25 protein-coding genes are annotated in these 23,874 nt (G+C 62.0%); 8 read left to right on the top strand and 17 right to left on the bottom strand.

What is annotated here, in order from left to right; translation table 11 throughout:
• Positions 1-144 precede the first annotated feature (144 nt).
• The 5 genes from leuS to BOP93_RS23535 all read left to right on the top strand — a co-directional run bounded on the left by leuS (position 145) and on the right by BOP93_RS23535 (position 6,289).
• Entirely contained in the window at positions 145-2,751 is a 2,607-nt protein-coding gene (gene leuS / locus BOP93_RS23515) for a leucine--tRNA ligase (protein WP_104504823.1), read from the top strand.
• A gap of 89 nt (positions 2,752-2,840) precedes the next feature.
• Positions 2,841-3,446 carry an LPS assembly lipoprotein LptE gene (lptE, locus tag BOP93_RS23520; RefSeq protein WP_104504824.1) on the top strand — a complete coding sequence of 202 codons (606 nt, stop codon included), beginning with the start codon at positions 2,841-2,843 and terminating at the stop codon, positions 3,444-3,446.
• A 39-nt stretch (positions 3,447-3,485) separates the two neighbouring features.
• Complete coding sequence (holA, locus tag BOP93_RS23525; protein ID WP_104504825.1) at positions 3,486-4,523, top strand: DNA polymerase III subunit delta; 1,038 nt, start codon at positions 3,486-3,488, stop codon at positions 4,521-4,523.
• 214 nt (positions 4,524-4,737) lie between these two features.
• Positions 4,738-4,902, top strand: coding sequence for an alternative ribosome rescue factor ArfA (arfA, locus tag BOP93_RS23530; RefSeq protein ID WP_003176285.1), 165 nt, complete (start codon positions 4,738-4,740; stop codon positions 4,900-4,902).
• Between the two features lie 61 nt (positions 4,903-4,963).
• Complete coding sequence (locus BOP93_RS23535) at positions 4,964-6,289, top strand: lytic murein transglycosylase (RefSeq protein WP_104504826.1); 1,326 nt, start codon at positions 4,964-4,966, stop codon at positions 6,287-6,289.
• Positions 6,290-6,414: 125 nt separating this feature from the next.
• On the opposite strand, the gene BOP93_RS23540 is transcribed toward BOP93_RS23535, so the two are convergent.
• From BOP93_RS23540 to BOP93_RS23600, 13 genes are all read right to left on the bottom strand, one after another.
• The gene (locus BOP93_RS23540) at positions 6,415-7,332 is read right to left on the bottom strand and encodes a S66 peptidase family protein (protein ID WP_104504827.1); all 918 of its coding nucleotides are present in this window, start codon (positions 7,330-7,332) and stop codon (positions 6,415-6,417) included.
• A 151-nt stretch (positions 7,333-7,483) separates the two neighbouring features.
• Positions 7,484-8,485, bottom strand: coding sequence for a lipoyl synthase (gene lipA, locus BOP93_RS23545; RefSeq protein ID WP_162276339.1), 1,002 nt, complete (start codon positions 8,483-8,485; stop codon positions 7,484-7,486).
• Between the two features lie 25 nt (positions 8,486-8,510).
• Complete coding sequence (gene lipB, locus BOP93_RS23550) at positions 8,511-9,158, bottom strand: lipoyl(octanoyl) transferase LipB (RefSeq protein ID WP_065895171.1); 648 nt, start codon at positions 9,156-9,158, stop codon at positions 8,511-8,513.
• A complete protein-coding gene (locus BOP93_RS23555; protein ID WP_065886843.1) occupies positions 9,158-9,433 on the bottom strand; it encodes a DUF493 domain-containing protein in 276 nt (91 codons plus the stop codon). Before BOP93_RS23555 ends, lipB begins: the two co-directional genes overlap by 1 nt.
• Positions 9,434-9,517: 84 nt before the next feature.
• On the bottom strand, positions 9,518-10,675 hold the full coding sequence (locus BOP93_RS23560) for a D-alanyl-D-alanine carboxypeptidase family protein (protein WP_104504828.1): 1,158 nt from the start codon (positions 10,673-10,675) through the stop codon (positions 9,518-9,520).
• 178 nt (positions 10,676-10,853) lie between these two features.
• Positions 10,854-11,858: a septal ring lytic transglycosylase RlpA family protein gene (locus BOP93_RS23565; RefSeq protein ID WP_104504829.1), complete on the bottom strand. Its 1,005-nt coding sequence runs from the start codon at positions 11,856-11,858 to the stop codon at positions 10,854-10,856.
• Positions 11,858-12,868 carry a lytic murein transglycosylase B gene (gene mltB, locus BOP93_RS23570; RefSeq protein WP_104504830.1) on the bottom strand — a complete coding sequence of 337 codons (1,011 nt, stop codon included), beginning with the start codon at positions 12,866-12,868 and terminating at the stop codon, positions 11,858-11,860. The genes BOP93_RS23565 and mltB overlap by 1 nt, the downstream gene beginning before the upstream one ends.
• Before the next feature lie 17 nt (positions 12,869-12,885).
• On the bottom strand, positions 12,886-13,989 hold the full coding sequence (gene rodA, locus BOP93_RS23575) for a rod shape-determining protein RodA (RefSeq protein ID WP_057724897.1): 1,104 nt from the start codon (positions 13,987-13,989) through the stop codon (positions 12,886-12,888).
• Between the two features lie 31 nt (positions 13,990-14,020).
• Positions 14,021-15,919 carry a penicillin-binding protein 2 gene (gene mrdA, locus BOP93_RS23580; protein ID WP_104504831.1) on the bottom strand — a complete coding sequence of 633 codons (1,899 nt, stop codon included), beginning with the start codon at positions 15,917-15,919 and terminating at the stop codon, positions 14,021-14,023.
• 15 nt (positions 15,920-15,934) lie between these two features.
• Positions 15,935-16,402: a 23S rRNA (pseudouridine(1915)-N(3))-methyltransferase RlmH gene (gene rlmH / locus BOP93_RS23585; RefSeq protein ID WP_003176297.1), complete on the bottom strand. Its 468-nt coding sequence runs from the start codon at positions 16,400-16,402 to the stop codon at positions 15,935-15,937.
• 9 nt (positions 16,403-16,411) lie between these two features.
• Positions 16,412-16,906, bottom strand: a complete 495-nt coding sequence (rsfS, locus tag BOP93_RS23590; RefSeq protein WP_003176298.1) for a ribosome silencing factor — start codon at positions 16,904-16,906, stop codon at positions 16,412-16,414.
• A gap of 69 nt (positions 16,907-16,975) precedes the next feature.
• The gene (gene nadD / locus BOP93_RS23595) at positions 16,976-17,620 is read right to left on the bottom strand and encodes a nicotinate-nucleotide adenylyltransferase (protein ID WP_104504832.1); all 645 of its coding nucleotides are present in this window, start codon (positions 17,618-17,620) and stop codon (positions 16,976-16,978) included.
• Positions 17,620-18,885: a glutamate-5-semialdehyde dehydrogenase gene (locus tag BOP93_RS23600; protein WP_104504833.1), complete on the bottom strand. Its 1,266-nt coding sequence runs from the start codon at positions 18,883-18,885 to the stop codon at positions 17,620-17,622. The genes nadD and BOP93_RS23600 overlap by 1 nt, the downstream gene beginning before the upstream one ends.
• Positions 18,886-19,060: 175 nt before the next feature.
• Between BOP93_RS23600 and BOP93_RS23605 the strand changes: the two genes are divergently transcribed.
• Positions 19,061-19,744: a DNA-3-methyladenine glycosylase gene (locus tag BOP93_RS23605; protein WP_104504834.1), complete on the top strand. Its 684-nt coding sequence runs from the start codon at positions 19,061-19,063 to the stop codon at positions 19,742-19,744.
• 156 nt (positions 19,745-19,900) lie between these two features.
• Positions 19,901-21,217, top strand: coding sequence for a bifunctional DedA family/phosphatase PAP2 family protein (locus tag BOP93_RS23610; protein WP_104504835.1), 1,317 nt, complete (start codon positions 19,901-19,903; stop codon positions 21,215-21,217).
• Here the strand turns inward: BOP93_RS23610 and BOP93_RS23615 are convergent.
• The 4 genes from BOP93_RS23615 to BOP93_RS23630 form a co-directional block, all read right to left on the bottom strand.
• A complete protein-coding gene (locus BOP93_RS23615; protein ID WP_104505348.1) occupies positions 21,211-21,426 on the bottom strand; it encodes a hypothetical protein in 216 nt (71 codons plus the stop codon). The genes BOP93_RS23610 and BOP93_RS23615 overlap by 7 nt on opposite strands.
• A gap of 102 nt (positions 21,427-21,528) precedes the next feature.
• The gene (locus BOP93_RS23620; RefSeq protein WP_104504836.1) at positions 21,529-22,119 is read right to left on the bottom strand and encodes an LON peptidase substrate-binding domain-containing protein; all 591 of its coding nucleotides are present in this window, start codon (positions 22,117-22,119) and stop codon (positions 21,529-21,531) included.
• A gap of 21 nt (positions 22,120-22,140) precedes the next feature.
• Positions 22,141-22,857 carry an LrgB family protein gene (locus BOP93_RS23625; protein WP_104504837.1) on the bottom strand — a complete coding sequence of 239 codons (717 nt, stop codon included), beginning with the start codon at positions 22,855-22,857 and terminating at the stop codon, positions 22,141-22,143.
• Positions 22,854-23,207 (bottom strand): CidA/LrgA family protein, encoded by a 354-nt coding sequence (locus BOP93_RS23630; protein ID WP_104504838.1) that lies wholly within the window; start codon positions 23,205-23,207, stop codon positions 22,854-22,856. Before BOP93_RS23630 ends, BOP93_RS23625 begins: the two co-directional genes overlap by 4 nt.
• A gap of 181 nt (positions 23,208-23,388) precedes the next feature.
• On the opposite strand from BOP93_RS23630, the gene BOP93_RS23635 reads away from it, so the two are divergent.
• A complete protein-coding gene (locus BOP93_RS23635) occupies positions 23,389-23,844 on the top strand; it encodes a MaoC family dehydratase (RefSeq protein WP_065886830.1) in 456 nt (151 codons plus the stop codon).
• Positions 23,845-23,874: the final 30 nt, after the last annotated feature.

Here is a 23,874-nt window from a genome sequence, read left to right on the forward strand (position 1 = left end):
GAGTGGGGTCATGTATGCTACGGCGCTTCCTGTAACTCCACTTCCCGCAGGGTTTGGGCACGGACGCGCCGCTTTCCGGTGTCGATCAACCTGAACGTTGCACCGAAGAGGATTAGGCCACCCCTATCCAGTTCAAAAGTAGCCATGCACGAACAATATCAGCCCCGTGAAATAGAAAATGCCGCACAAACCTTCTGGGACGAGCAAAAGTCCTTTGAAGTCAGCGAACAGCCAGGCAAGGAGACGTTCTATTGCCTATCGATGTTCCCTTACCCCAGCGGCAAGCTACACATGGGGCACGTGCGTAACTACACCATCGGCGACGTGATTTCCCGCTACCAGCGCATGCTCGGCAAGAACGTTCTGCAACCCATGGGTTGGGACGCTTTCGGCATGCCGGCGGAAAACGCCGCGATGAAAAACAACGTGGCGCCCGCCAAGTGGACCTACGAAAACATCGCCTACATGAAGACCCAGCTGCGCAGCCTGGGCCTGGCGGTGGACTGGTCCCGCGAAGTGACCACCTGCAAGCCGGATTACTACCGCTGGGAACAATGGCTGTTCACTCGCCTGTTCGAAAAAGGCGTGATCTACAAAAAAAGCGGCACCGTGAACTGGGATCCGATTGACCAGACCGTACTGGCCAACGAACAGGTGATCGACGGCCGCGGCTGGCGTTCCGGCGCGCTGATCGAAAAACGCGAAATCCCGATGTACTACTTCAAGATCACCGCCTACGCGGACGAACTCTTGTCGAGCCTCGACGATTTGCCGGGCTGGCCTGAACAGGTCAAGACCATGCAGCGCAACTGGATCGGCAAATCCAAGGGCATGGAAGTGCAGTTCCCGTACAACGTCGACTCCATCGGCGAAGCGGGCGCACTCAAAGTCTTCACCACCCGTCCGGACACCCTGATGGGCGCGACCTATGTCGCCGTGGCCGCCGAACACCCGCTCGCCACCCAGGCTGCACAGAACAACCCTGAGCTGCAAGCGTTCATCGCCGAATGCAAGGGCGGCAGCGTGGCTGAAGCCGACGTCGCCACCCAGGAGAAAAAAGGCCTGCCGACCGGGCTGTTCGTCGAGCACCCGCTGACGGGCGAGAAATTGCCGGTCTGGGTCGCCAACTATGTGCTGATGCATTACGGCGATGGCGCTGTAATGGCAGTCCCGGCCCACGACGAACGCGACTTCGAATTCGCCACCAAGTACGACCTGCCGATCAAGTCGGTGGTGCGCACCAGCGCGGGCGACACCAGCCCGGCCCCGTGGCAGGACGCCTATGGCGAGCACGGCGAGCTGATCAACTCCGGCGAGTTCGACGGCCTGGACTTCCAGGGCGCTTTCGACGCCATCGAAGTTGCCCTGATCAAGAAAAATCTCGGCGCCTCGCGCACCCAGTTCCGCCTGCGCGACTGGGGCATCAGCCGTCAACGCTACTGGGGCTGCCCGATCCCGATCATCCACTGCGAAACCTGTGGCGACGTGCCAGTACCAGAAGAGCAACTGCCGGTGGTCCTGCCCGAAGACGTCGTACCGGACGGCGCCGGTTCGCCACTGGCGCGCATGCCCGAGTTCTACGAATGCAGCTGCCCCAAATGCGGCCAGCCTGCCAAGCGTGAAACCGACACCATGGACACCTTCGTGGAGTCCTCGTGGTACTACGCCCGCTACGCCTCGCCGCACTATGAAGGTGGCCTGGTGGAAAAATCCGCAGCCGACCACTGGTTGCCGGTAGATCAGTACATCGGCGGTATCGAACACGCCATCCTGCACCTGCTCTACGCGCGCTTCTTCCACAAGCTGATGCGCGACGAAGGCCTGGTCAGCTCCGACGAGCCGTTCAAGAACCTGCTGACCCAAGGCATGGTCATCGCCGAGACCTACTACCGCCGCGAAGCCAATGGCGCCTACACCTGGTTCAACCCGGCGGACGTCGAGCTCGAGCGTGACAGCAAAGCGAAAGTCATCAGCGCCAAGCTCAAATCCGACGGCTTGCCGGTGGAAATCGGCGGCACCGAGAAGATGGCCAAGTCGAAGAACAACGGCGTCGATCCGCAATCGATGATCGATCAGTTCGGCGCCGACACCTGCCGCCTGTTCATGATGTTCGCCTCGCCGCCCGACATGAGCGCCGAATGGTCCGACTCCGGCGTCGAAGGCTCGCACCGCTTCCTCAAGCGCGTCTGGCGCCTGGCCCATGCCCATGTCAGCCAGGGCTTGCCGGGCAAGCTGGACGTCGCGGCCTTGAATGACGAGCAGAAGGCCATTCGTCGCAGCACCCACCTGGCAATCCGCCAGGCCAGCCAGGACGTAGGGCAGAACCACAAGTTCAACACCGCCATCGCCCAGGTGATGACATTGATGAACGTGCTGGAAAAAGCCCCGCAGGCCTCGGAACAGGATCGCGCATTGATCCAGGAAGGTCTGGAAACGGTTACCCTGCTGCTGGCACCGATCACGCCGCATATCAGCCACGAACTGTGGAACCGCCTGGGCCACAGCGGCGCCGTCATCGACGCCCGCTGGCCGGTGCAGGATGACAGCGCGCTGGTCCAGGACACGCTGCAGCTGGTGATCCAGGTCAATGGCAAATTGCGCGGCCAGATCGACATGCCGGCCAGCGCCAGCCGTGAAGACGTCGAAGCGGCTGCACGCTGCAACGAGAACGTGCTGCGCTTTACCGAAGGCCTGACGATCCGCAAAGTGATCGTAGTGCCTGGAAAACTGGTCAATATCGTCGCCAGCTAAATCGGATCGGGCGCAGGGCTTGAGCCCTGCGCCGAACTAAACCTTCAGGGCCTCGATACGGCCCGCCTGGTTTCAAGGGGAGCAACAACATGATCAAACGCAATCTGCTGGTAATGGGCCTGGCCGTTCTGTTGAGCGCTTGCGGCTTCCAGCTGCGCGGCACCGGCACCAATGAATTGTCGCTCAAGGAACTCGACGTCAGCGCACGCAACGCCTACGGCGAAACCGTGACTCAGCTGCGCCAGAGCCTGGAAAACAGCGGCGTGCACGTCTATACCGGGGCCACCTACAAACTGAACCTGGTCGATGAGCGCGAAACCCAGCGCAACATCAGCTACGCCAGTGCCGGTCGGGCGTCCGATATCGAGTTGGCCACCACCCTCAACTTCGAAATACAGGGCCGCGATAACCTGCCGCTGATGGGCGACAAGATCCAGGTGCAGAAAGTCGTGAGCCACGACGGCAACAACCTGGTGGGTTCGGACTCGGAGACCATCCAAGTGCGCAAGGAAATGCGTCGTGAGCTGATCCAGCGCATGATGACTCGCCTGCAACTGCTGACCCCGGAAAAACTCGCGGAGCTGCAGCAGATCGCCGACAACAAGGCCAAGGCTGACGCCGATGCCCTGAAGGCTGCGCAAGAGTATGAAGACAACACGCCGAAACAGTCGCCTGTTGAAGTCCCAGTCGAGTAAGCCAAACGGGGCGTTCCTGGCGCCCCGTTCGCCCTGCCTATGAAACTCGCCCCTGCCCAACTCGCCAAACACCTGCAAGGTGGCCTCGCGCCTGTCTATATTGTCAGCGGCGATGACCCGTTGCTGTGCCAGGAAGCGGCCGATGCCATTCGCTCGGCGGCGCGCCAGCAAGGTTTCGATGAGCGTCAGGTGTTCAGTGCTGACGCCAGTTTCGACTGGGGTACCCTGCTGCAAGCCGGCGCGAGCATGTCGCTGTTTGCCGAAAAGCGTCTGCTGGAACTGCGCCTGCCTTCGGGCAAGCCGGGAGACAAAGGCGCCGCGGCCTTGATGGAATACTGCTCGCGCCCTGCCGAAGACACCGTACTGCTGATCAGCCTGCCCAAGCTCGACGGCAGCGCGCAGAAAACCAAGTGGGGCAAGGCACTGGTAGAAGGTGCGCAAACCCAGTTCATCCAGATCTGGCCAGTGGACAGCAACCAGTTGCCGCAGTGGATTCGTCAGCGCCTGTCACAATCGGGGTTGGCGGCGACACAAGATGCCGTAGAGCTGATCGCCGCCCGGGTCGAGGGCAACTTGCTTGCCGCCGCCCAGGAGATCGAAAAGCTCAAGCTGATGGCCGAGGACGGGCAGATCACCGTCGAAACCGTACAAGGCGCAGTGGCCGATAGCGCTCGCTTTGATGTGTTCGGCCTGGTCGATGCGATCCTCAACGGTGAACCCGCCCACGCACTGCGTATGCTTGAAGGCTTGCGTGGCGAAGGAGTGGAACCGCCGGTGATCCTCTGGGCCCTGGCGCGGGAGCTGCGAGTACTGGCAAATATCGCCTTGCAATACAGCCAGGGCACACCGCTGGACAAATGCTTCAGCCAGGCCAGGCCGCCGGTGTGGGACAAGCGCAAACCGCTGATGAGCAAAGCCCTGCAACGGCACTCGGCGCAACGCTGGGCGCAACTGTTGCTGGAAGCGCAGCGCATCGACGCGCAGATCAAGGGCCAGGCGGCCGGCTCGCCGTGGATGAGCCTGAGCCGTTTGTCGCTATTGATGGCCGGCCAGCGCCTCACCCTGCCAGCCGAATAACCCTGCTTCCAAAAACACCCTGAATCCAATGTAGGAGCGAGCTTGCTCGCGAAAAACGTCAACGATAACGCGTATTTCCTGAATGAACGCGGCGCCTGTGAGTTTTTCGCGAGCAAGCTCGCTCCTACAGGGGTTGTCGCCGGGCTTTACAGCCGGGCCACTTCGGCAGATGATTTGCACCGCTCCATTCCACACCCAAACGAGAGAAGCCACCATGAGCAAAAAGCCATCCAAGCATGGCCCCAACAAGGCCAAATCCATCATCGCCCAGCCTCTGTTCCGCAGCCGTCAGGAACGCGCCGGCAAGGGCAAAGGCAGCTACCGCCGCGAAGCCTTCCAGTCTAACAGCTGGGAGGCTTCTTACTTTTTGGCTGCCTGAAGGCAAGCGCCCCTCTGGCATGATAAGGTCAGCACCTGATTTGTAATCCCTGGACCTGTGCATGCCCTCTAGTCTTTCTCGTCGTTGGCACCTACGCCAATTGATCGCTGCCTCCAGCCTCATTCTGCTTGTCGCCTGCGCGGAAAAACCTACCGCCGCAGATGCTCAACCGCTGCCCAAGCTCCAGACGGCACCGGCTATCGCACCTGCTGTAGTTGCACCGCTGGCGGTGGACAATCTCGATATCCAACCGACCCAGACCTTTGCCGAATGGCAGGCTGGTTTTCGTGCCCAAGCCTTGCAGGCCGGGATCGCTGCCGACGTCTTCGATAATGCCTTTGCCGGCGTCACCCCCGATATGGCGGTGATCCGCGCCGATCGCAGCCAGCCGGAGTTCTCCCGGCCGGTGTGGGAATACATCGATGGCGCCCTGTCGCCGCTGCGCGTGCGTAATGGCCAGGCTTCACTGATCAAGTACGCCGATATCCTGCAGCGCATCGAGGCGCGTTATGGTGTTGATCGCCAGGCACTGGTCGCGGTATGGGGCATGGAAAGCAACTTTGGCCAGTTCCAGGGCAATAATTCAGTGATCCGTTCCCTGGCGACCCTGGCTTATGAGGGCCGTCGTCACGCATTTGCGCAGGCGCAGTTGCTGGCGGCGTTGCAGATCATCCAGCATGGCGATATCCAGGTCGACCAGATGAAAGGCTCCTGGGCCGGCGCGATGGGCCAGACCCAATTCATCCCGACCGTCTACAACGCCTACGCCGTGGACTTCGACGGTGACGGTCGCCGCGATATCTGGAACAGTCCGGGTGACGCCCTCGCCTCCACTGCCCATTACCTGCAAAGCTCCGGTTGGCAGAAAGGCCAGCCGTGGGGCGTTGAGGTGCAGCAACTGCCATCGAGCTTCGACTATTCCCTGGCCGATGGTGGCATTCGCAAGACCGTCGCCGAATGGCTGAAACTGGGTATCCAACTGCCGCCCGGCGCGAGCCTGCCGGCCAACGTCGAGCAACTGTCCGCCGCCCTGCTGCTGCCGGCCGGCTACCGTGGCCCGGCGTTCCTGGTGCTGGATAACTTCCGTGCGATCCTCAAGTACAACAATTCGTCGTCCTATGCACTGGCCGTTGGCCTGCTGTCGGAGCGCTTTGGTGGCGGCGGGGTGATTCGCGGGAGCTGGCCAAAGGATGAGCTGCCCCTGAGCCGCTCGCAGCGTATCGACCTGCAGACGGCGCTCAGCGCCAAAGGTTATGACGCGGGCAACGCCGACGGGATCATCGGCGCCAACACGCGCAAGGCGATTCGGGCGGCGCAGCAAGCGCTGGGCTGGCCGGCGGATGGGTATCCGACGGTGAAGTTGCTGGAGGCGCTGCAAAGCCGATAGATTGGCTTATGGCGACTGGCGCCATCGGGGGCAAGCCCCCTCCCACATTTGACTGCATTCCTAAGGGTGTACAGGGTCCAATTGTGGGAGGGGGCTTGCCCCCGATAGGGTCTGGCAGGCGACCACTATTTACAGACTACATCCTGCTCCAGCACCACCCGCTGCTGCCCCGCATCCAACCGCACCAATGCGCCCATCGGCAGCGTCAGGTTCGGATCGCAATGCCCACTGCGCCAGCCAGCCAGCACCGGAATGCACAGCGGCTCGAAGGTCTGTTTCAACAGCCGCTCCAGCGCCCCGTTATCCACACCCGACACATCCCCCACCAACACCCCCGCAACCTGGTCGAGCTTGCCCGCCAGGCGCAGGTGCGTCAGCAAGCGGTCGATGCGATAGAGCGGCTCGTTGACGTCCTCGATAAACAGGATGATGCCTTCAGCGTCAATTTCATAAGCGGTGCCCATCACCGCCGCGATCATCGACAAGTTACCGCCCAGCAAGCGCCCGCAGGCGATGCCTGGCTCGATCGTGGTCAAGGGGTAGGCCACCGGATGCTTGAGCACACTGCCGGCGCCCAATTGGCCACGCAACAGGCTGAACAGCGATGACTCGGTAGGTGGTTGCTTGCCGCCGAGCAGGTCTGCATTGAGCATCGGCCCGTGGAAGGTGACGAAGCCGGCGTAGCGGTTGATCGCCAGGTGCAAGGCGGTGATGTCGCTATAGCCGACGAAGGGCTTGGGGTTGGCGCGCAGCAGGTCGAAGTCCAGCGCGTCGAGCAGACGTGGCGTACCGTAGCCGCCGCGCAGGCAGAAGATGGCATCGATTTCCGGGTCGGCGAAGGCGGCGTGAAGGTCGCGCAGGCGCACTTGATCGCTGCCGGCCAGGTAGCCGTCGCGTTCGTACACACCGGGGAAAATCCGCAGTTCATAGCCACGGGTGCGCATCCATTGCCCGGCTTTTTCGACGTCCAGCGCGGCTGGGCCGGCCGGGGCGATCAGGCCGATGGTGCCTTCGAGGCGCAAGGCGGGTACGGGGGCAGTCATGCACAATTCTCCCTGAGATGACGCATAACGAAATGTGGGAGGGGGCTTGCCCCCGATGGCAATGTATCAGTCACGCATGTATTGACTGTCACACCGCAATCGGGGGCAAGCCCCCTCCCACATTGGACCTGCGGTGTTACACAAACCTTTATTAAGAAACCAGGCTTGCCTTGACCAGCTTGGCCTGCTCATCGGCGTGGTACGAAGAACGCACCAACGGGCCCGACGCCACGTTCTTGAAGCCCATCTTGTAACCTTCCTCGGCGAACCAGGCGAAGGTGTCCGGGTGCACGAAGCGCTGCACCGGCAAGTGGCTGCGGGACGGTTGCAGGTATTGGCCCAGGGTCAGCATGTCGATGTCATGCTCGCGCATGCGCTTCATGACTTCGATGACTTCTTCGTCGGTTTCGCCCAGGCCCAGCATAAGGCCGGACTTGGTCGGGATGTGCGGCATCATTTGCTTGAATTTCTGCAGCAGGGTCAGCGACCACTGGTAATCCGACCCCGGACGCGCGGCCTTGTACAGGCGCGGCACGGTTTCCAGGTTGTGGTTGAACACATCCGGCGGCTCGGCGGCGGTGATTTCCAGCGCCACGTCCATGCGTCCACGGTAGTCGGGCACCAGGGTTTCGAGCATTACGTTGGGGGACAGTTTGCGGATTTCGCGAATGCAGTCGGCAAAGTGCTGGGCACCGCCGTCACGCAAGTCGTCACGGTCCACCGAGGTAATCACTACGTATTTGAGTTTCAGGTCGGCGATGGCGATGGCCAGGCTTTGCGGCTCGTTGACGTCCAGCGGCTTCGGCCGCCCGTGGCCCACGTCGCAGAACGGGCAACGACGGGTGCAGATGTCGCCCATGATCATGAAGGTGGCGGTACCGCCGGAGAAGCACTCACCCAGGTTCGGGCAGGACGCTTCTTCGCACACGCTGTGCAGCTTGTGTTTGCGCAGCAGGGCCTTGATACGGTCGACTTCCGGCGAGACCGGGATACGCACGCGAATCCAGTCAGGCTTTTTCGGCAGTTCGGTGGTCGGAATGATCTTCACCGGGATGCGTGCAACCTTCTCGGCGCCGCGCAGCTTGACGCCGGCTTCCACCTTGGCACGTGGGGCCGGGGCTGGACGCTCGGTGATGTCCAGCGTCGGGATCATGGTTTGCACAACATCAGTAGTCATATCAATCGATTCCGCCCGTCAGGGTCGTCTGCTCAGCATAGTCGAGGTGTTTGACGAGCTGCGCGCGCAGCCGGGCACTTACCTCGGCAAATTCTATGGGTGTTGCATGGTCGCTCAACTGGGTCATCGCAAGGCCAGCATAACCGCACGGGTTGATCCGCTGGAACGGGGCCAGGTCCATGTCCACATTCAGGGCCAGGCCATGAAAGGAACAACCGTGCCGAATGCGCAGCCCGAGGGAAGCGATTTTCGCGCCCTCCACATACACACCCGGTGCATCGGGCTTGGCCGCAGCGGTCACGCCGTAACTGGCCAGCAGCTCGATCAGGCAAGCCTCCATGCGGCTGACCAGATCACGCACGCCAAAGCCCAGCTTGCGCACATCCAGCAACAGATACGCGACCAGTTGGCCAGGCCCATGGTAAGTCACTTGCCCCCCTCGGTCGACCTGCACCACCGCAATATCACCCGGCAGCAGCAGATGCTCGGCCTTGCCGGCCTGGCCCTGGGTGAATACCGGCGGGTGCTCGACCAGCCAGACTTCATCCGGTGCCGAGGTGCCGCGCTCGTTGGTGAAGCGCTGCATGGCATGCCAGACGGGCTCGTAGTCCATCCGGCCGAGCTCGCGAAAGCCCAGGACGTGCGACATCACAGCACCATGTGCACGAAGCCGGTGGCCCGCAGTTCGCTGTTGATGTTGTAGAGCTGGTCCTGATCCGTCGCAACGATGTGCAACTGGATCGTCGTGTATTTACCCGTGGAGCTGGAACGCTCGTCCACGCGGTTGTCGTTGATGGTCGCGTGTTTGCGCACAATCTCGAGAATCGTGTCTTTGCGACCTACGCCGGTATCGCTGATCACCTTGATGGGGTAATCCGTCACCGGGAATTCGATCTTTGGCGCCTTTACTTCTTTATCGGTCATGGCAGAACGGCCTCGTAAGCGGTAAGCCGTGGCGACGGCAAAACCCCGCGTCGGATCAACGCGGGGCTTTGCAGGTGCACACAATCAGTTGAACAAGCCGTAGAAGAATAGACGGATGCTATCCCACACGCGGCGGAAGATACCACCTTCGTCGACAGCGTCCAGTGCGATCAGGTCGGCGCTGTGCACCACCTTGTCATCCAGCTTCACTTCAACCTTGCCGATCACATCACCCTTGGCGATTGGCGCAACCAGTTGCGGGTTCAGGGTCATGCTGGCGGCGAGCTTTTTCAGCTGGCCTTTAGGCATGGTCAGAGTCAAGTCATCAGCCAGGCCGGCCTTGACCTGGGAGGTGGCGCCCTTCCAGACCGGCGCGGTCGCCAGCTCGGTGCCCTTCTGGTAGAAGGTCTGGGTTTCGAAGAAGCGGAAGCCGTAGGTCAGCAGTTTTTGCGTTTCGGCCGCACGGGCCTGCTCGCTGTTGGTGCCGAAGACCACGGCGATCAGGCGCTGGCCATCACGTACGGCGGACGACACCATGCAATAGCCGGCTTCGTCGGTGTGGCCGGTTTTCAGGCCGTCGACGGTCTTGTCGCGCCACAGCAACAGGTTGCGGTTAGGTTGCTTGATGTTGTTCCAGAAGAATTCCTTCTGGGAGTAGATGGCGTAGTGCACCGGGTCGACACGGATGATCGCGCGGGCCAGGATCGCCATGTCGTGAGCCGACGAATAATGCTCCGGGTTCGGCAGGCCGGTCGGGTTCATGAAGTGGCTGTTGGTCATGCCCAGGTCGCTGGCCGTCTTGTTCATCATGTCGGCGAACGCGTCTTCGCTGCCGGCGATGTGCTCGGCCAGGGCCACGCTGGCGTCGTTGCCGGACTGGATGATGATGCCATGCAGCAGGTCGCTTACCGTGACTTGCGAGCCGACCTTGATGAACATGCGCGAGCCACCGGTGCGCCAGGCGTTCTCGCTGACGGTCACCGGGTCATTTTCACCGATCTGGCCGCGACGGATTTCCAGGGTCGCGATGTAGGCAGTCATCAGCTTGGTCAGGCTGGCAGGCGGCAGGCGCACGTCACCACCGTTTTCGACCAGCACGTTGCCACTGGCGGCATCCATGAGGACCCAGGCCTTGGCGGCCAGTTGCGGGGAAGCCGGCACCATCTCAACCGCCCAGGCGGCCGGGGTGATGATCAGCGAGATAAGCAGGCACGTACGTTTGGCTAAGGTGGTGATGTTCATCCGTCTCTCGAAATTGCTTATGGAAACTTGCCCTCGCGGGCAAAACTATTCAGACAGCCCGCTTCCAGACTGTCACGTGTTCGGTTGCCCGCTCACCCCTTGCCCCTGGGTTTTTATTGTTCAACGAGCCAACAACCAGGGCTCAGGCACGCGCCTGAACCTTCAATTCTGTATTGCCTTATTCCGCGGTCACTACGCTGGGTTGCCCCAGGTTGGCCAGGCGTACGCTGTTCTGCACTTGCGCAACCTCGCTCGGCGAACCGATCGGCCCCATGCGCACACGGTGCAGGGTCTGCTGGTTACGCACGATGGAGCTGATGAACACCGGCGCACTGACCATGCCGCTCAGCTTGGACCTTAACAGTTCCGCCGCATCCGGGTTGGCGAAAGCGCCCACCTGCAGGTACTGCCCGCCCACCTTGGAAGCACCGGGCGCCGCATGGGGCACGACCACGGTGTCCGGGGCATGCTGCGCCGGCGGCGGCGTCCATTGTTCGATCTTGCCGGTCGAGGCCGTCACTTGCGGTTGCGCGGTTTGCGGCTCGTTGAGCATCAACGGCGCCGGCTTGCCACGCTGGGCCCAGTACTGCGCCGGGTCGATGCCTTCGACTTTCACCCGGGCGGTGCCGACTTCGGCGTAACCGAGTTTCTTCGCAGCGGCATAGGAGAGGTCGATGATCCGGTCCGAATAGAACGGCCCACGGTCGTTGACCCGCAGAATCACGGTGCGGTTGTTGTCCAGGTTGGTCACGCGCACGTAGCTGGGCAGCGGCAGGGTCTTGTGCGCCGCACTCATGCCGTACAGGTCATACACTTCGCCGTTGGCGGTGTTCTGGCCGTGGAACTTGGTGCCGTACCAGGACGCCGTGCCCGACTGCACGTAGGTCTTGGATTCCTGCAGCGGGAAGTAATTCTTGCCCAGCACGGTATAGGGGTTGGCCTTGTAGGGGCCGGAGTGCAGGGTTGGCGTGGCATCCGGGATCTTGGATACATCCACGTCCCACCACGGCGCGCCGTCCTTGTGCGCACGGTTGATGTCCAGGCCCGGCTGGGCGCGAACCACCGCACCGCTGGCCTTCTTGGCCGGCGCTCGATTCGGTGTCGTGGAGCAACTGGCGATCAGCAGGGACAACGCGGCGAACGCCACCAGCTTGAGCGGTTTTTTGAACGGCGATACCCGCATTACTTGTTGCCCCGTGCTTGAACCAGCTCGTCTGACAGCTGATGCACGGCCATGGCGTACATCACACTGCGGTTATAACGCGTGATTGCGTAGAAATTCTTCAGGCCCATCCAGTATTCCGGGCCATTTTCACCTTCAAGGCGGAACGCCGTCACCGGCATATCATCGCGTGGCGCATTCTGACTCGACCAGCCCAGCGCTCGCAACTCCCCGACGGTCTTCACCGGGTCGATACCCTGGGTCAGGCCTTCATCGGCGCGCTCGCCCGTCACATCGGCGCGCACAACCACAGGTTCTCCGCCGACCCAGCCGTGGCGCTTGAAGTAGCTGGCCACACTGCCGATGGCATCGTCGGGGTTGCTCCAGATATTGATATGCCCGTCGCCGTCGAAATCCACCGCGTAGGCGCGAAAGCTGCTCGGCATGAACTGCGGCAAGCCCATCGCCCCGGCGTACGAACCCTTGAGGGTCATGGGGTCGACCTGTTCTTCGCGGGCCAGCAGCAGGAATTCGCGCAGCTCCTTGCGGAAGAACTCGGCACGCGGCGGGTAATCGAAGCCCAGGGTCGACAACGCGTCGATCACCCGGTAACTGCCGGTGTTGCGCCCGTAAAAGGTTTCAATGCCGATGATCGCGACGATGACCTGGGCCGGCACGCCATATTCCTGCTCGGCGCGGGCCAGTACCGCCTCGTGCTGGCGCCAGAAGTCCACGCCCCGGGCCACGCGGGCGTCGGTGAGGAACATCGGACGATATTCCTTCCACTGCTTGACCCGCTCGGCGGGGCGCGAGATGGCGTCGAGGATCGCCTGCTTTTTGCGGGCTTCGCGGAACACGCCCATCAGCTGTTCACCGGCGAAACCGTAGTCGCGGGTCATCTCACCGACGAATTCGGCGACCTGGGGTGAGCCATCGTAGTCACCGGCCCGCACCTCCTGCGTTGCGCCCAGCAGCCCAATCAGGCCCATCCAGGACGCATGCCGAGTAGCCCAGCCGCGCATTACTTGCATTGACATCTTCACCTTATTCAAACCTGAGCGATCCATTTGCGATGCGTATGAATCGACATCAAAACCCCAAACGCTGACAGCAATGTCACCAGCGAAGTTCCGCCGTAGCTAATGAATGGCAACGGCACCCCAACCACCGGCAACAGGCCACTGACCATACCGATGTTGACGAAAACGTAAACAAAAAACGTCATGGTCAGACTGCCGGCCAGCAACTTGCCGAACAGCGTCTGCGCCTGCGCGGTAATCACCAGCCCGCGCCCGATCAACAGCAGATAGATCAGCAGCAGCGCGCAGATGCCTACCAGGCCGAACTCTTCACCCATCACCGCGATAATGAAGTCGGTGTGGCTTTCGGGCAGAAAGTCCAGGTGCGATTGGGTCCCCAGCAGCCAGCCCTTGCCGAACACGCCGCCGGAACCGATGGCGGCCTTTGACTGGATGATGTTCCAGCCGGTACCCAGCGGGTCGCTTTCGGGGTCGAGGAACGTCAGGATCCGCTGCTTCTGGTAGTCGTGCATAAAGAAGAACCACATGGCCACCGCCACCGGCACGGCAGCGGCCAGCACGCTGAGAATCCAGCGCCAGCGCAGGCCGCCCATGAACAGTACGAACGCGCCCCCCGCCAGGATCAGCAACGAGGTGCCGAGGTCCGGCTGGCGCACGATCAGAATGAACGGCACGCCGATCAGGATCAGGCTGATCCCCACATGCTTGAGCTGGGGCGGCAAGGTGCGCTTGGACAGGTACCAGGCGATGGTGGCCGGCATCAGGATCTTCATGAATTCCGACGGCTGGAAGCGAATCACCCCCGGGATGTTGATCCAGCGGGTCGCGCCCATGGCGTTGTGACCCATCACGTCCACCACCACCAGCAGCAGCACCCCGGCGACATAGCCCAGCGGCACCCAGCGCGCCATGAAGCGCGGCTCGAGCTGGGCGATCACCACCATCGACAACAGGCCCAGGCCGAACGACGACGCTTGCTTGATCAGCAGGTCCCAGTTCTTGCCGCTGGCCGAATACAGCACGAACAGGCTGCCGGCCGCCAGTATCAGCAGCAGCACCAGCAACGGGCCGTCAATGTGCATGCGTTGCAGCAACGTCGCACGGCGACGCATCACATCCTCACTGGAGAGGATGCGGTCAAAGTTACTCTTCACGGGCCGTAACCTCGGGGCTGGAAGGGGGGCCGCCATATTCGGGCTTGAGCTTGCCGTCGGGGGCCAGCAGCCAGGCGTCCATGATCTGGCGCACCACAGGCGCAGCCACACCGGAGCCGGACTCGCCGTTCTCCACCATCACCGCCACCACGATTTTCGGGTCATCGGCAGGGGCAAAGCCGACAAACAAGGCGTGGTCGCGGTGACGCTCCTGCACCTTGGAGCGGTCATATTTTTCACCCTGCTTGATCGCGACCACCTGCGCGGTCCCGCTCTTGCCGGCGATGCGATATTGCGCGCCGAGCGCCGCCTTGCGTGCGGTGCCGCGAGCGCCGTGCATCACCTGCTGCATGCCGTGATTGACCTTGGCCCAGTCGGAAGGGTCGCGCAGCACGATGTCGGGGATCGGGTTCTCATCCAGCGGTTTCTCGCCTTCGATGGTCCTGGCCAGGTGCGGCCGGTTCCACACGCCCTTGTTCGCCACCAGCGCAGTTGCCTGGGCCAGTTGCAGCGGGGTGGCCTGCATGTAGCCCTGGCCGATGCCGAGGATCAGGGTTTCGCCGGGGAACCATGCCTGGCGACGCGTCGCGCGCTTCCATTCACGCGAGGGCATCAGGCCGGGAGACTCTTCGAACATGTCCAGGGAGACTTTCTGGCCGAGGCCGAACTTGCCCATGTAGGCCGCCAGGCGATCGATCCCCAGCTTGTGGGCCAGGTCATAAAAATAGGTGTCGTTGGAGCGCATGATGGCGGTGTCCAGGTCGACATAGCCGTCACCGGAGCGGTTCCAGTTACGGTATTTGTGATCGTAGTTGGGCAGCATGTAATAGCCGGGGTCATAGACCCGGCTCGAGGCGGTGACCACCCCCGAATCCAGGCCGGCAATCGCCACCGCCGGCTTGATGGTCGACCCCGGCGGATACAGGCCGCGCAGCACTCGGTTGAACAGCGGCCGGTCGATGGAGTCGCGCAATTCGGCGTAGGCCTTGAAGCTGATGCCGGTCACGAACAGGTTGGGGTCGAAACTCGGCTGGCTGACCATGGCCAGAACTTCGCCGGTCTTCGGGTCCAGCGCCACCACCGCACCGCGACGACCGCCCAGCGCCATTTCGGCGGCTTCCTGCAACTTGATGTCCAGGCTCAGCACGATGTCCTTGCCCGGCAAGGGGTCGGTGCGCTTGAGCACGCGCAGCACGCGGCCACGGGCGTTGGTCTCGACTTCTTCGTAACCCACCTGGCCGTGCAGTTCGGGCTCGTAGAAACGCTCGATGCCGGTTTTGCCGATGTGATGGGTGCCGCTGTAATTGACCGGATCGAGGCTTTTGAGCTCTTTCTCGTTGATGCGCCCCATATAGCCGACCGAGTGGGCAAAGTGCGGCCCCTGCGGGTAATGCCGCACCAACTGCGCTACCACTTCCACGCCCGGCAGGCGGAACTGGTTCACCGCGATCCGCGCGATCTGTTCTTCGTTCAACTCGAACAGAATCGGCACCGGCTCGAAAGGCCGGCGCCCCTGCTTCATGCGTTTCTCGAAAATGACCCGGTCTTCCGGCGTCAGCTGCAGCACTTCGACAATCACATCGAGCACTTGCTGCCAGTCGCCGGAACGCTCGCGGGTCATGCTCAGGCTGAAACTGGGCCGGTTATCCGCCACTACCACGCCATTGCGGTCGAAAATCAGCCCACGGGTCGGCGGGATCGGCTGCACATGCACCCGATTGTTTTCCGACAAGGTGGAGTGATACTCGTACTGGATCACCTGCAGGTAATACAGACGGGCGATCAGCACACCAATCAATGCCACCACCATGATCGCGCCAAATACCACGCGCGCGCGTACAAGACGTGCGTCCTTCTCGTGGTCCTTGATGCGGATCGGCTGGGTCATCGGCTATGGCGCAGATTATTTGTGATAAGGGTGCCCGGACAGAACTGTCCAGGCGCGATACAGCTGTTCACCGATCAGAATCCTTACCAACGGGTGCGGCAGCGTGAGCGCCGACAGCGACCAGCGCTGATCGGCCCGCGCACAGACTTCCGGCGCCAGCCCTTCGGGGCCGCCGACCATGAAGTTGACGGTGCGCGAGTCCAGGCGCCAGCGGTCCAGTTCCACCGCCAGTTGCTCGGTGCTCCAGGGCTTGCCGTGCACTTCGAGGGTGACGATGCGCTCGTTGGGGCCGACCTTGGCCAACATGGCTTCGCCTTCCTGACGGATAAAGCGCGCCACGTCGGCGTTCTTGCCCCGGGTATTGAGCGGTATTTCCACCAGTTCAAGAGACAGCTCGGCAGGCAGACGCTTGGCATACTCGTGCCAGCCCTCTTCCACCCACTTGGGCATGCGTGAACCGACAGCGATCAGACGCAGGCGCACAGCCGTTCCTTATTCCTGGTCTTTGTTGAGCTTGTCGAAGTGCGCGTGGCCCACTTCCGGGCTGTGGTGCTTGCCATCGGCGGCACGGCTCTGCTCGGCGCCTTTCCACAGACGCTCCAGGTCGTAGAACTGGCGGGCGTTGGAGGTCATCATGTGCACGATCACGTCGTCCATGTCCAGCAGCACCCAGTCGCTGTCGCCCTTGCCTTCTTCACCCAGCGGCTTTACGCCCTGGGCTTTGACGGCTTCACGAACCTTGTCCAGCATCGCGCCGATCTGACGGTTGGAGGTACCGGTGGCGATGATCATGAAGTCGGTGATGCTCTGCTTGTCGCGTACGTCCAGCACCTGGATGTCCTGGGCTTTGACGTCTTCCAGGGCCGCCACGGCGACTTTTACCAGCTCTTCACCGGCCAGTTCCGGGCCAACGTGGGCTTCTACCGGCAGCGGTGCGCTTTTGAAGGTGCCTTTGCGCTTAACTTTGCTTACGTCTTTGTTCGTCATATAAAACTCGTTTTGCTCGTATGTTCGGGCGCTCGCTGCACGATTTTTCGTGCATTCAAGCGCGCCTTTTCAGTTCGACGCACGGTAAAGCCCGTGCGCATCGATGTAGGCCAGGACCGCGTCAGGCACCAGGAAACGTACCGACTTACCGCTGGCCAGCAGTTGACGGATCTGGGTGGCGGACACCGCAAGCGGGGTCTGCCAGACGAATGCAATATTCCCGTTCGGCCCGGTCAGGGCCAAGGGGTCACTTACCGACCGCGCGGCCAGCAGGTTGCGCAAGGCATCCGGCGGTTCGCTGTCGGCATCCGGGCGTTGCAGAACCAGGATGTGGCAATGCTGGAGGAGTTCCTCCCAGCGGTGCCAAGAGGGCAGGCCGCAAAATGCGTCCCAGCCCAAAAGCAGAAACACCTGGTCATCGGCGGCCAACTCGGCGCGCATCAGTTCCAGGGTGTCGACAGTGTAGGACGGTTTATCGCGCTTGAGCTCGCGATCGTCCATCACCAGCGGTGCTATGCCCTCCACCGCAACGCGCACCATTTCCAGGCGCTGCTGCGCGGACACCTGCGGCGTATCGCGGTGGGGCGGCCGGAAATTGGGCATCAGGCGCAACTCGTCCAACGCCAGGGCATCCGCGACTTCCAGGGCACTGCGCAAATGGCCGATGTGCACGGGGTCGAAAGTACCGCCGAGCAGCCCGATGCGTTTAGCCATCAAGTGCGCACATGACCGTCGCCGAACACCACGTACTTCTCGCTGGTCAGGCCTTCCAGGCCGACCGGGCCGCGTGCGTGGAGCTTGTCGGTGGAAATGCCGATTTCCGCCCCCAGGCCGTACTCGAAACCATCGGCAAAGCGCGTCGAGGCGTTAATCATCACCGAAGCGGAATCCACTTCAGTGAGGAAACGCCGGGCATCGCTGAAATGCTCGGAGACGATGGCGTCGGTGTGCTTGGAGCCGTAGGTGTTGATGTGTTCGATGGCCTGGTCCAAGTTGTCGACAATGCGGATCGACAGGATCGGCGCGGTGTATTCGGTGTACCAGTCCTGCTCGGTGGCTTCGATCACGTCCGCACCCAGCAGCGCACGGGTACGCTCGCAACCGCGCAACTCCACAGCCTTGTCGCGGTAGATGGCCGCCAGCGGCGGCAGCACGCGCTCGGCAATGCCGGCGTGCACCAACAGGGTTTCCATGGTGTTGCACGGCGCGTAGCGGTGGGTCTTGGCGTTGTCGGCGATGCGGATCGCCTTGTCGATATCGGCGGCGATATCGATGTATACGTGGCACACGCCGTCCAGGTGCTTGATGACAGGCACCTTGGCGTCGCGGCTGACGCGCTCGATCAGGCCCTTGCCACCGCGCGGCACGATCACGTCGACGAATTCCGGCATGGTGATCAGCGCACCGACGGCGGCGCGGTCAGTGGTTTCCACCACTTGCACCACTTCGGCGGGCAACTCGGCCACGGCCAGGCCTTGCTGGATGCAGGCCGCGATGGCGCGGTTGGAATGGATCGCCTCGGAACCGCCACGCAGGATGGTGGCGTTGCCCGACTTGAGGCACAGGCTCGCGGCGTCGATGGTCACGTTGGGGCGCGACTCGTAGATGATGCCGATCACGCCCAGGGGCACGCGCATCTTGCCGACCTGGATGCCGGACGGCAGGTAACGCATATCGCGAATTTCACCGATGGGGTCAGGCAACTTGGCCACCTGACGCAAGCCTTCGATCATGTCGTCGATACGCGCCGGGGTCAGTGCCAGGCGGTCCAGCAGGGCCGGCTCCAGGCCATTGGCGCGGCCGTTGGCCAGGTCCTGTTCGTTGGCGGCGGCCAACTCGGAGCGCGCAGCATCCAGAGCATCGGCGGCGGCCAGCAGGGCACGGTTCTTCTGCACGGTGCTCGCACGGGCGATCAACCGCGAGGCCTGACGGGCAGCGCGACCCAGGCGGGTCATGTAGTCAAGAACGGACTCAGTCATGGGTCAGGAAGTCTTGGCAAAGAGGAAAGCGGCAGATTATAGCTGTGACGCCGCCTGACTGACAGCGGTGAGGGGCGGATGGTCGAAATGAACTGTAAAAACCTGGGGTTCAGCGGTAATTAAGGTGAGAGTTGTTATGATTCCGTCACATTTAGCCGTAATAACCCTGAACGTTATGCCCACAATCACGCCCGAACGCCCCGCAAGCGCCCTCCCCGACAGCTTCTTCGACCGCGACGCCCAGTTGCTCGCGCAAGAACTGCTCGGAAAAGTCATTCGTCATCGTGTCGGCGAAACCTGGCTTTCAGCGCGGATTATCGAAACCGAAGCCTATTACGTGGCCGAAAAAGGCAGTCACGCCTCACTCGGCTACACAGAAAAACGTAAGGCTTTGTTTCTGGATGGTGGGCACATCTACATGTACTACGCCCGTGGCGGTGATTCGCTGAACTTCAGCGCCCATGGCCCGGGCAATGCCGTGCTGATCAAATCGGCCTATCCCTGGGTCGATGAGAGGTCCGGGCCGGCGAGCCTGGCGCAAATGCTGTTGAACAACCCCAACCCCGACGGCAGCCCGCGTCCTTCGCAGAAACTCTGCGCGGGCCAGACGCTGCTGTGCAAGGCACTCGGCCTGAAGGTGCCGATGTGGGATGCCAAGCGCTTCGATCAGGAATTGCTGTATGTCGAGGACGTGGGCCAGGTGCCCACGCAGATTATCCAGACCACACGGCTGGGCATTCCCAGTGGGCGCGATGAACACTTGATGTACCGCTTCGTCGATGCTGGCTATGCGCCTTATTGCACACGGAACCCGCTGCGGCGCGGGCAGGTCGAAGGCCGCGATTATTTTTTGATTTGAACAGACTGAACCGGCTGGAATCGATACCTGTCGCACAGAGATTTTAATGTGGGAGGGGGCTTGCCCCCGATGGCGGTGTGACAGTGGATGAATGTTTCCCTGACACATTGCCATCGGGGGCAAGCGCCCCCTCCCACACTTGATGGAGTGGATTGTATGGGCCAATGGCTCGATAGCATCACCGGCTGGCTGACCCTTAACCCACAATGGCTGGCAGTGGCGGTGTTTATCGTCGCGTGCGTGGAATGCCTGGCCATCGCCGGGTTGATCGTGCCGGGCACGGTGCTGCTGTTTGCCATCGCCGCGCTGGCCGGCAGCGGCGCGCTATCGTTGAGCGAAACCCTGTTGCTGGGCTTCCTCGGCGGTTTACTGGGCGACGGGGTGTCCTACTACCTGGGCCGGCATTTCCACCAGAATATCCGGCGCCTGCCCGGCCTGCGCCATCATCCCGAGTGGATGAACGGTGCGGAAACCTACTTCCATAAGTATGGCATCGCCAGCCTGCTGGTCGGACGTTTCATTGGCCCGTTGCGGCCCATGCTGCCGATGGTCGCCGGCATGTGCGACATGCCGTTCCCGCGCTTTGCGATCGTCAGCGTTATCGCGGCGGCAGGCTGGTCAGTGGCGTATCTGTTGCCGGGCTGGGCTGCCGGTGCGGCGTTCCGCTTGCCCCTGCCCGAAGGTTTCTGGCCGGAAGCGGCGATTGTCGCGGCCTGCCTGGCGGCACTGCTGGGGCTGAGCTTGAACAGCAGCCTGCGCGGCCATCGTCGCGCCACCCTGTGGATCGGCTGCGCCAGCCTGACGTTGCTGGTCGCACTGTTTATCGGCTACCCGCATCTCAACGATTTCGACCAGGGCCTGAGCGCACTGGTGCAGGAACATCGCAGCCCGTGGCTCGACGAGGTAATGGTACGGATCACCCAACTGGGCGAATTCAAAAAAATGTTCGTCGCCAGCGCGGTGTTTACCGGCCTGTTGTTGCTGGCGCGACAGTGGCGTCATGCCATCTTCGTCGGCGCCACGCTGGCGGGCGCCGCCGTGATCAATACCGGCACCAAGCTCTTCTTCGCCCGTGGCCGCCCTGAAATCCTGACCGACCCGCTCACCAGTTTCAGCATGCCCAGCGGCCATGCCTCCGGCGCCTTTGCGTTCTTTCTGGCCCTGGCGGTACTGGCCGGCCGAGGCCAACCCACGCGGCTGCGCCTGACCTGGCTGCTGCTGGGGTGCATACCTGCGGCGTTCATTGCGTTGTCGCGGGTGTACCTGGGCGCTCACTGGCCCACGGATATCCTGGCCGGCACGCTCCTGGCGATGAGCGTGTGCGCATTGAGCCTCACCCTCATTCAATACCGCAGCCCGTTGCCGCCGATGACGCAAAAAGCCTGGTGGCTGGTCTTGCCCGTGGTGGTGGCGGTGCTCGGCTTTATCGCGTTTACCGGCACCTCCCACGCGTTGCTCAGGTACGCCTACTGACCCTTGGCCGGACCGATCCAATCCACCGACGCGCTGCGACGTTCAACACACCGCTCGCGTCGTTCCAGCAGCATTTCATCGGCAATGTCGGCGGCGCGCTCGGCGATGTATTCCGCGCCCCGCGTGGGATCGTGCTGGAGCAACTGCGTGGTGACGCTGACGAAATACGCGTCCCAGGCGACCTGTTCCGAGGGTGTCAGCTGAATCATGGTCATCTCCGATCATTGGGGGTGTGATCGGAAAATAGTGCAGGCCACGTCCATGAAAGCGACGCAACAAAGTCTGATACCCGCGTCAGAGCATTCCGAATCTCAGGTGAACAGCTCACCCTGCAATTCATCCAGCAACATCTGGATCGCATCCAGCCGTTGCTGCGGATCGTCCAGCTGCAGCAGGTCGACCTTATCCGCCTCGGTGAACGGCAGCAGATACGCCAGCTGATTACTCAGGGCCTGCTGGCCCTCGGCGTGGGCGTCCATGTCCAGCGAAGCGACCATCGGATGCTCGGCCAATGCCTGCAGCAACGCCAGCAGGTCGGCATCTTCCTCTTCCAGCGGCTGGTCCGGCAGTTCGTCCAGCCATTGCACCTGGGCAACCAGCAGCTGGTCCTTCTGGACCTCGGCATCGTGCACGCGAAAACGCCGCCCGCCCTCGACGCGAATCCCCAGCAGGCCGTTATCCTGCTGCTTGAAGTCGCGGATCAGCGCCTCGCAGCCGATCAGCGCATAGCCATCCGGAGCCAGGCCGACTTCCTTGCCATCAAGGATGCACACCACGCCGAAGCTTTCGCCCTTTTTCATGCAGCGACTGATCATGTCCAGGTAACGCGCCTCGAACAGTTGCAAATCGAGGGTGCAGCCAGGAAACAGCACGGTGTTGAGTGGAAACAGCGCCAGACTCATAAAGGTTTCCTTAAACCCGGTTTAAACGATCACGGACACGGCCAGCGGCAGGAACACTGCCGTGGCCACACCCATCAAACTCATGGCCAGCGCCGCAAAGGCGCCGCATTCTTCGCTTTCCTGCAGGGCCACCGAGGTGCCGACCGCGTGGGCCGTCATGCCCAAGGCCATGCCGCGCGCCTCGGGGCTGTAGACACCCAGGCGCGACAGGAACGCCGGGCCGATCATCGCGCCGGCCACCCCGGTGATCAGCACGAACACCGCAGCCAATGCCGCCACCCCACCGATCTGCTCGGCCACCAGCATCGCAATCGGCGACGTCACCGACTTGGGCGCCATGGTCATCAGCACCCGGTGTTCGGCACCGAACCACCAGCCCAACCACACGCACAGGCCGGTGGCCAACACCCCACCTACCACCAGCGTAGTAAAAATCGGCCAGAACAATTGGCGAATCCGTCGCAGGTTCAAATAAAGCGGCACCGCCAGGGCCACCGTCGCCGGCCCCAGCAGAATGCCCATGATCTCGGTGCTTTTGCGGTATTCGGTGTAGTCCAGGCCGCAGATCAGCAACACGCCAATCACCAGCAACATGGAGACCAGCACCGGCTGCAGGAAGATCCAGCGGGTTTTCTCGAACGCCGCCAGTACCAACTGATACGCGCCCAGGGTGATGCCGATACCGAACAACGGGTGATGAATGACGGCCGTCCAGGCGCCCTGCCAGTCGAACATCATTGTTCCTTCTCCTTGCGCCGGACCAACCGCTCCATCAGCACGCCGACAACCCCCATCGCGACGACCAGCGACAGCACCAGCGCGCCGACGATAGCCCAGAAGTCGGCAACGATGTCCCTGGCATACACCATCACGCCCACGGCCGGCGGCACCAGCAGCAACGGCAAATAGCGCAGCAGGCTGCCGGCCGCCAGGCTCAGCGGCTCGCTGACTTCGCCGCGCCAGATCAGGAAGCCGAGCATCAGCAGCAGGCCGATGATCGGCCCCGGCAATACCGGCAACAGCAGATGGTTGAGCGCAGTGCCGATCAATTGAAACAGCACCAGCCAGGTCAGGCCACGTAACAACATCCTCTCTGCCCCCTCAAAGTTCGTGCGCATTATAAGCACGCCCGCCCTATGCTCAGGCATTCGCCAAAAGCATGTTGGGTTGACCGGGCCGATTGCCCATGATGATCTACATTGGTTCTCTGTATCCCATAAAAAACCCCTCGTCAGCGGGGATAAAAATGATGAACCCAGGAGAAACGCAATGCCCTATGTACCCGTAGCGCAGCTCAACGATTATGTCGGCAAGGAACTGGGACGTTCCGAATGGCTCACCATCGACCAGGCGCGCATCAACCTGTTCGCAGAGGCCACCGGCGATCATCAGTTTATCCACGTCGACCCGGCCAAAGCCGCGCAAACCCCGTTCGGCAGCACCATCGCCCATGGGTTCCTGTCGCTGTCGCTGATGCCCAAGCTGATGGAGGACATCCTGATCATGCCCGAGGGCCTGAAGATGGCCATCAACTACGGCCTGGACAGTGTGCGCTTCATACAGCCGGTGAAGGTCGACTCCAGGGTGCGCCTGAATGTCACCCTCACCGACGTCCACGAGAAAAAACCTGGCCAATGGCTATTTAAGGCCACCGCCACCCTGGAAATCGAAGGTCAGGAAAAACCGGCTTACATCGCTGAGTCATTGTCACTCTGCTTCGTGTAGGACGTTGCCTGTGGCGAGGCAACAAACCTT

The organism is Pseudomonas orientalis (assembly GCF_002934065.1).
GTDB lineage: Bacteria > Pseudomonadota > Gammaproteobacteria > Pseudomonadales > Pseudomonadaceae > Aquipseudomonas > Aquipseudomonas orientalis_A.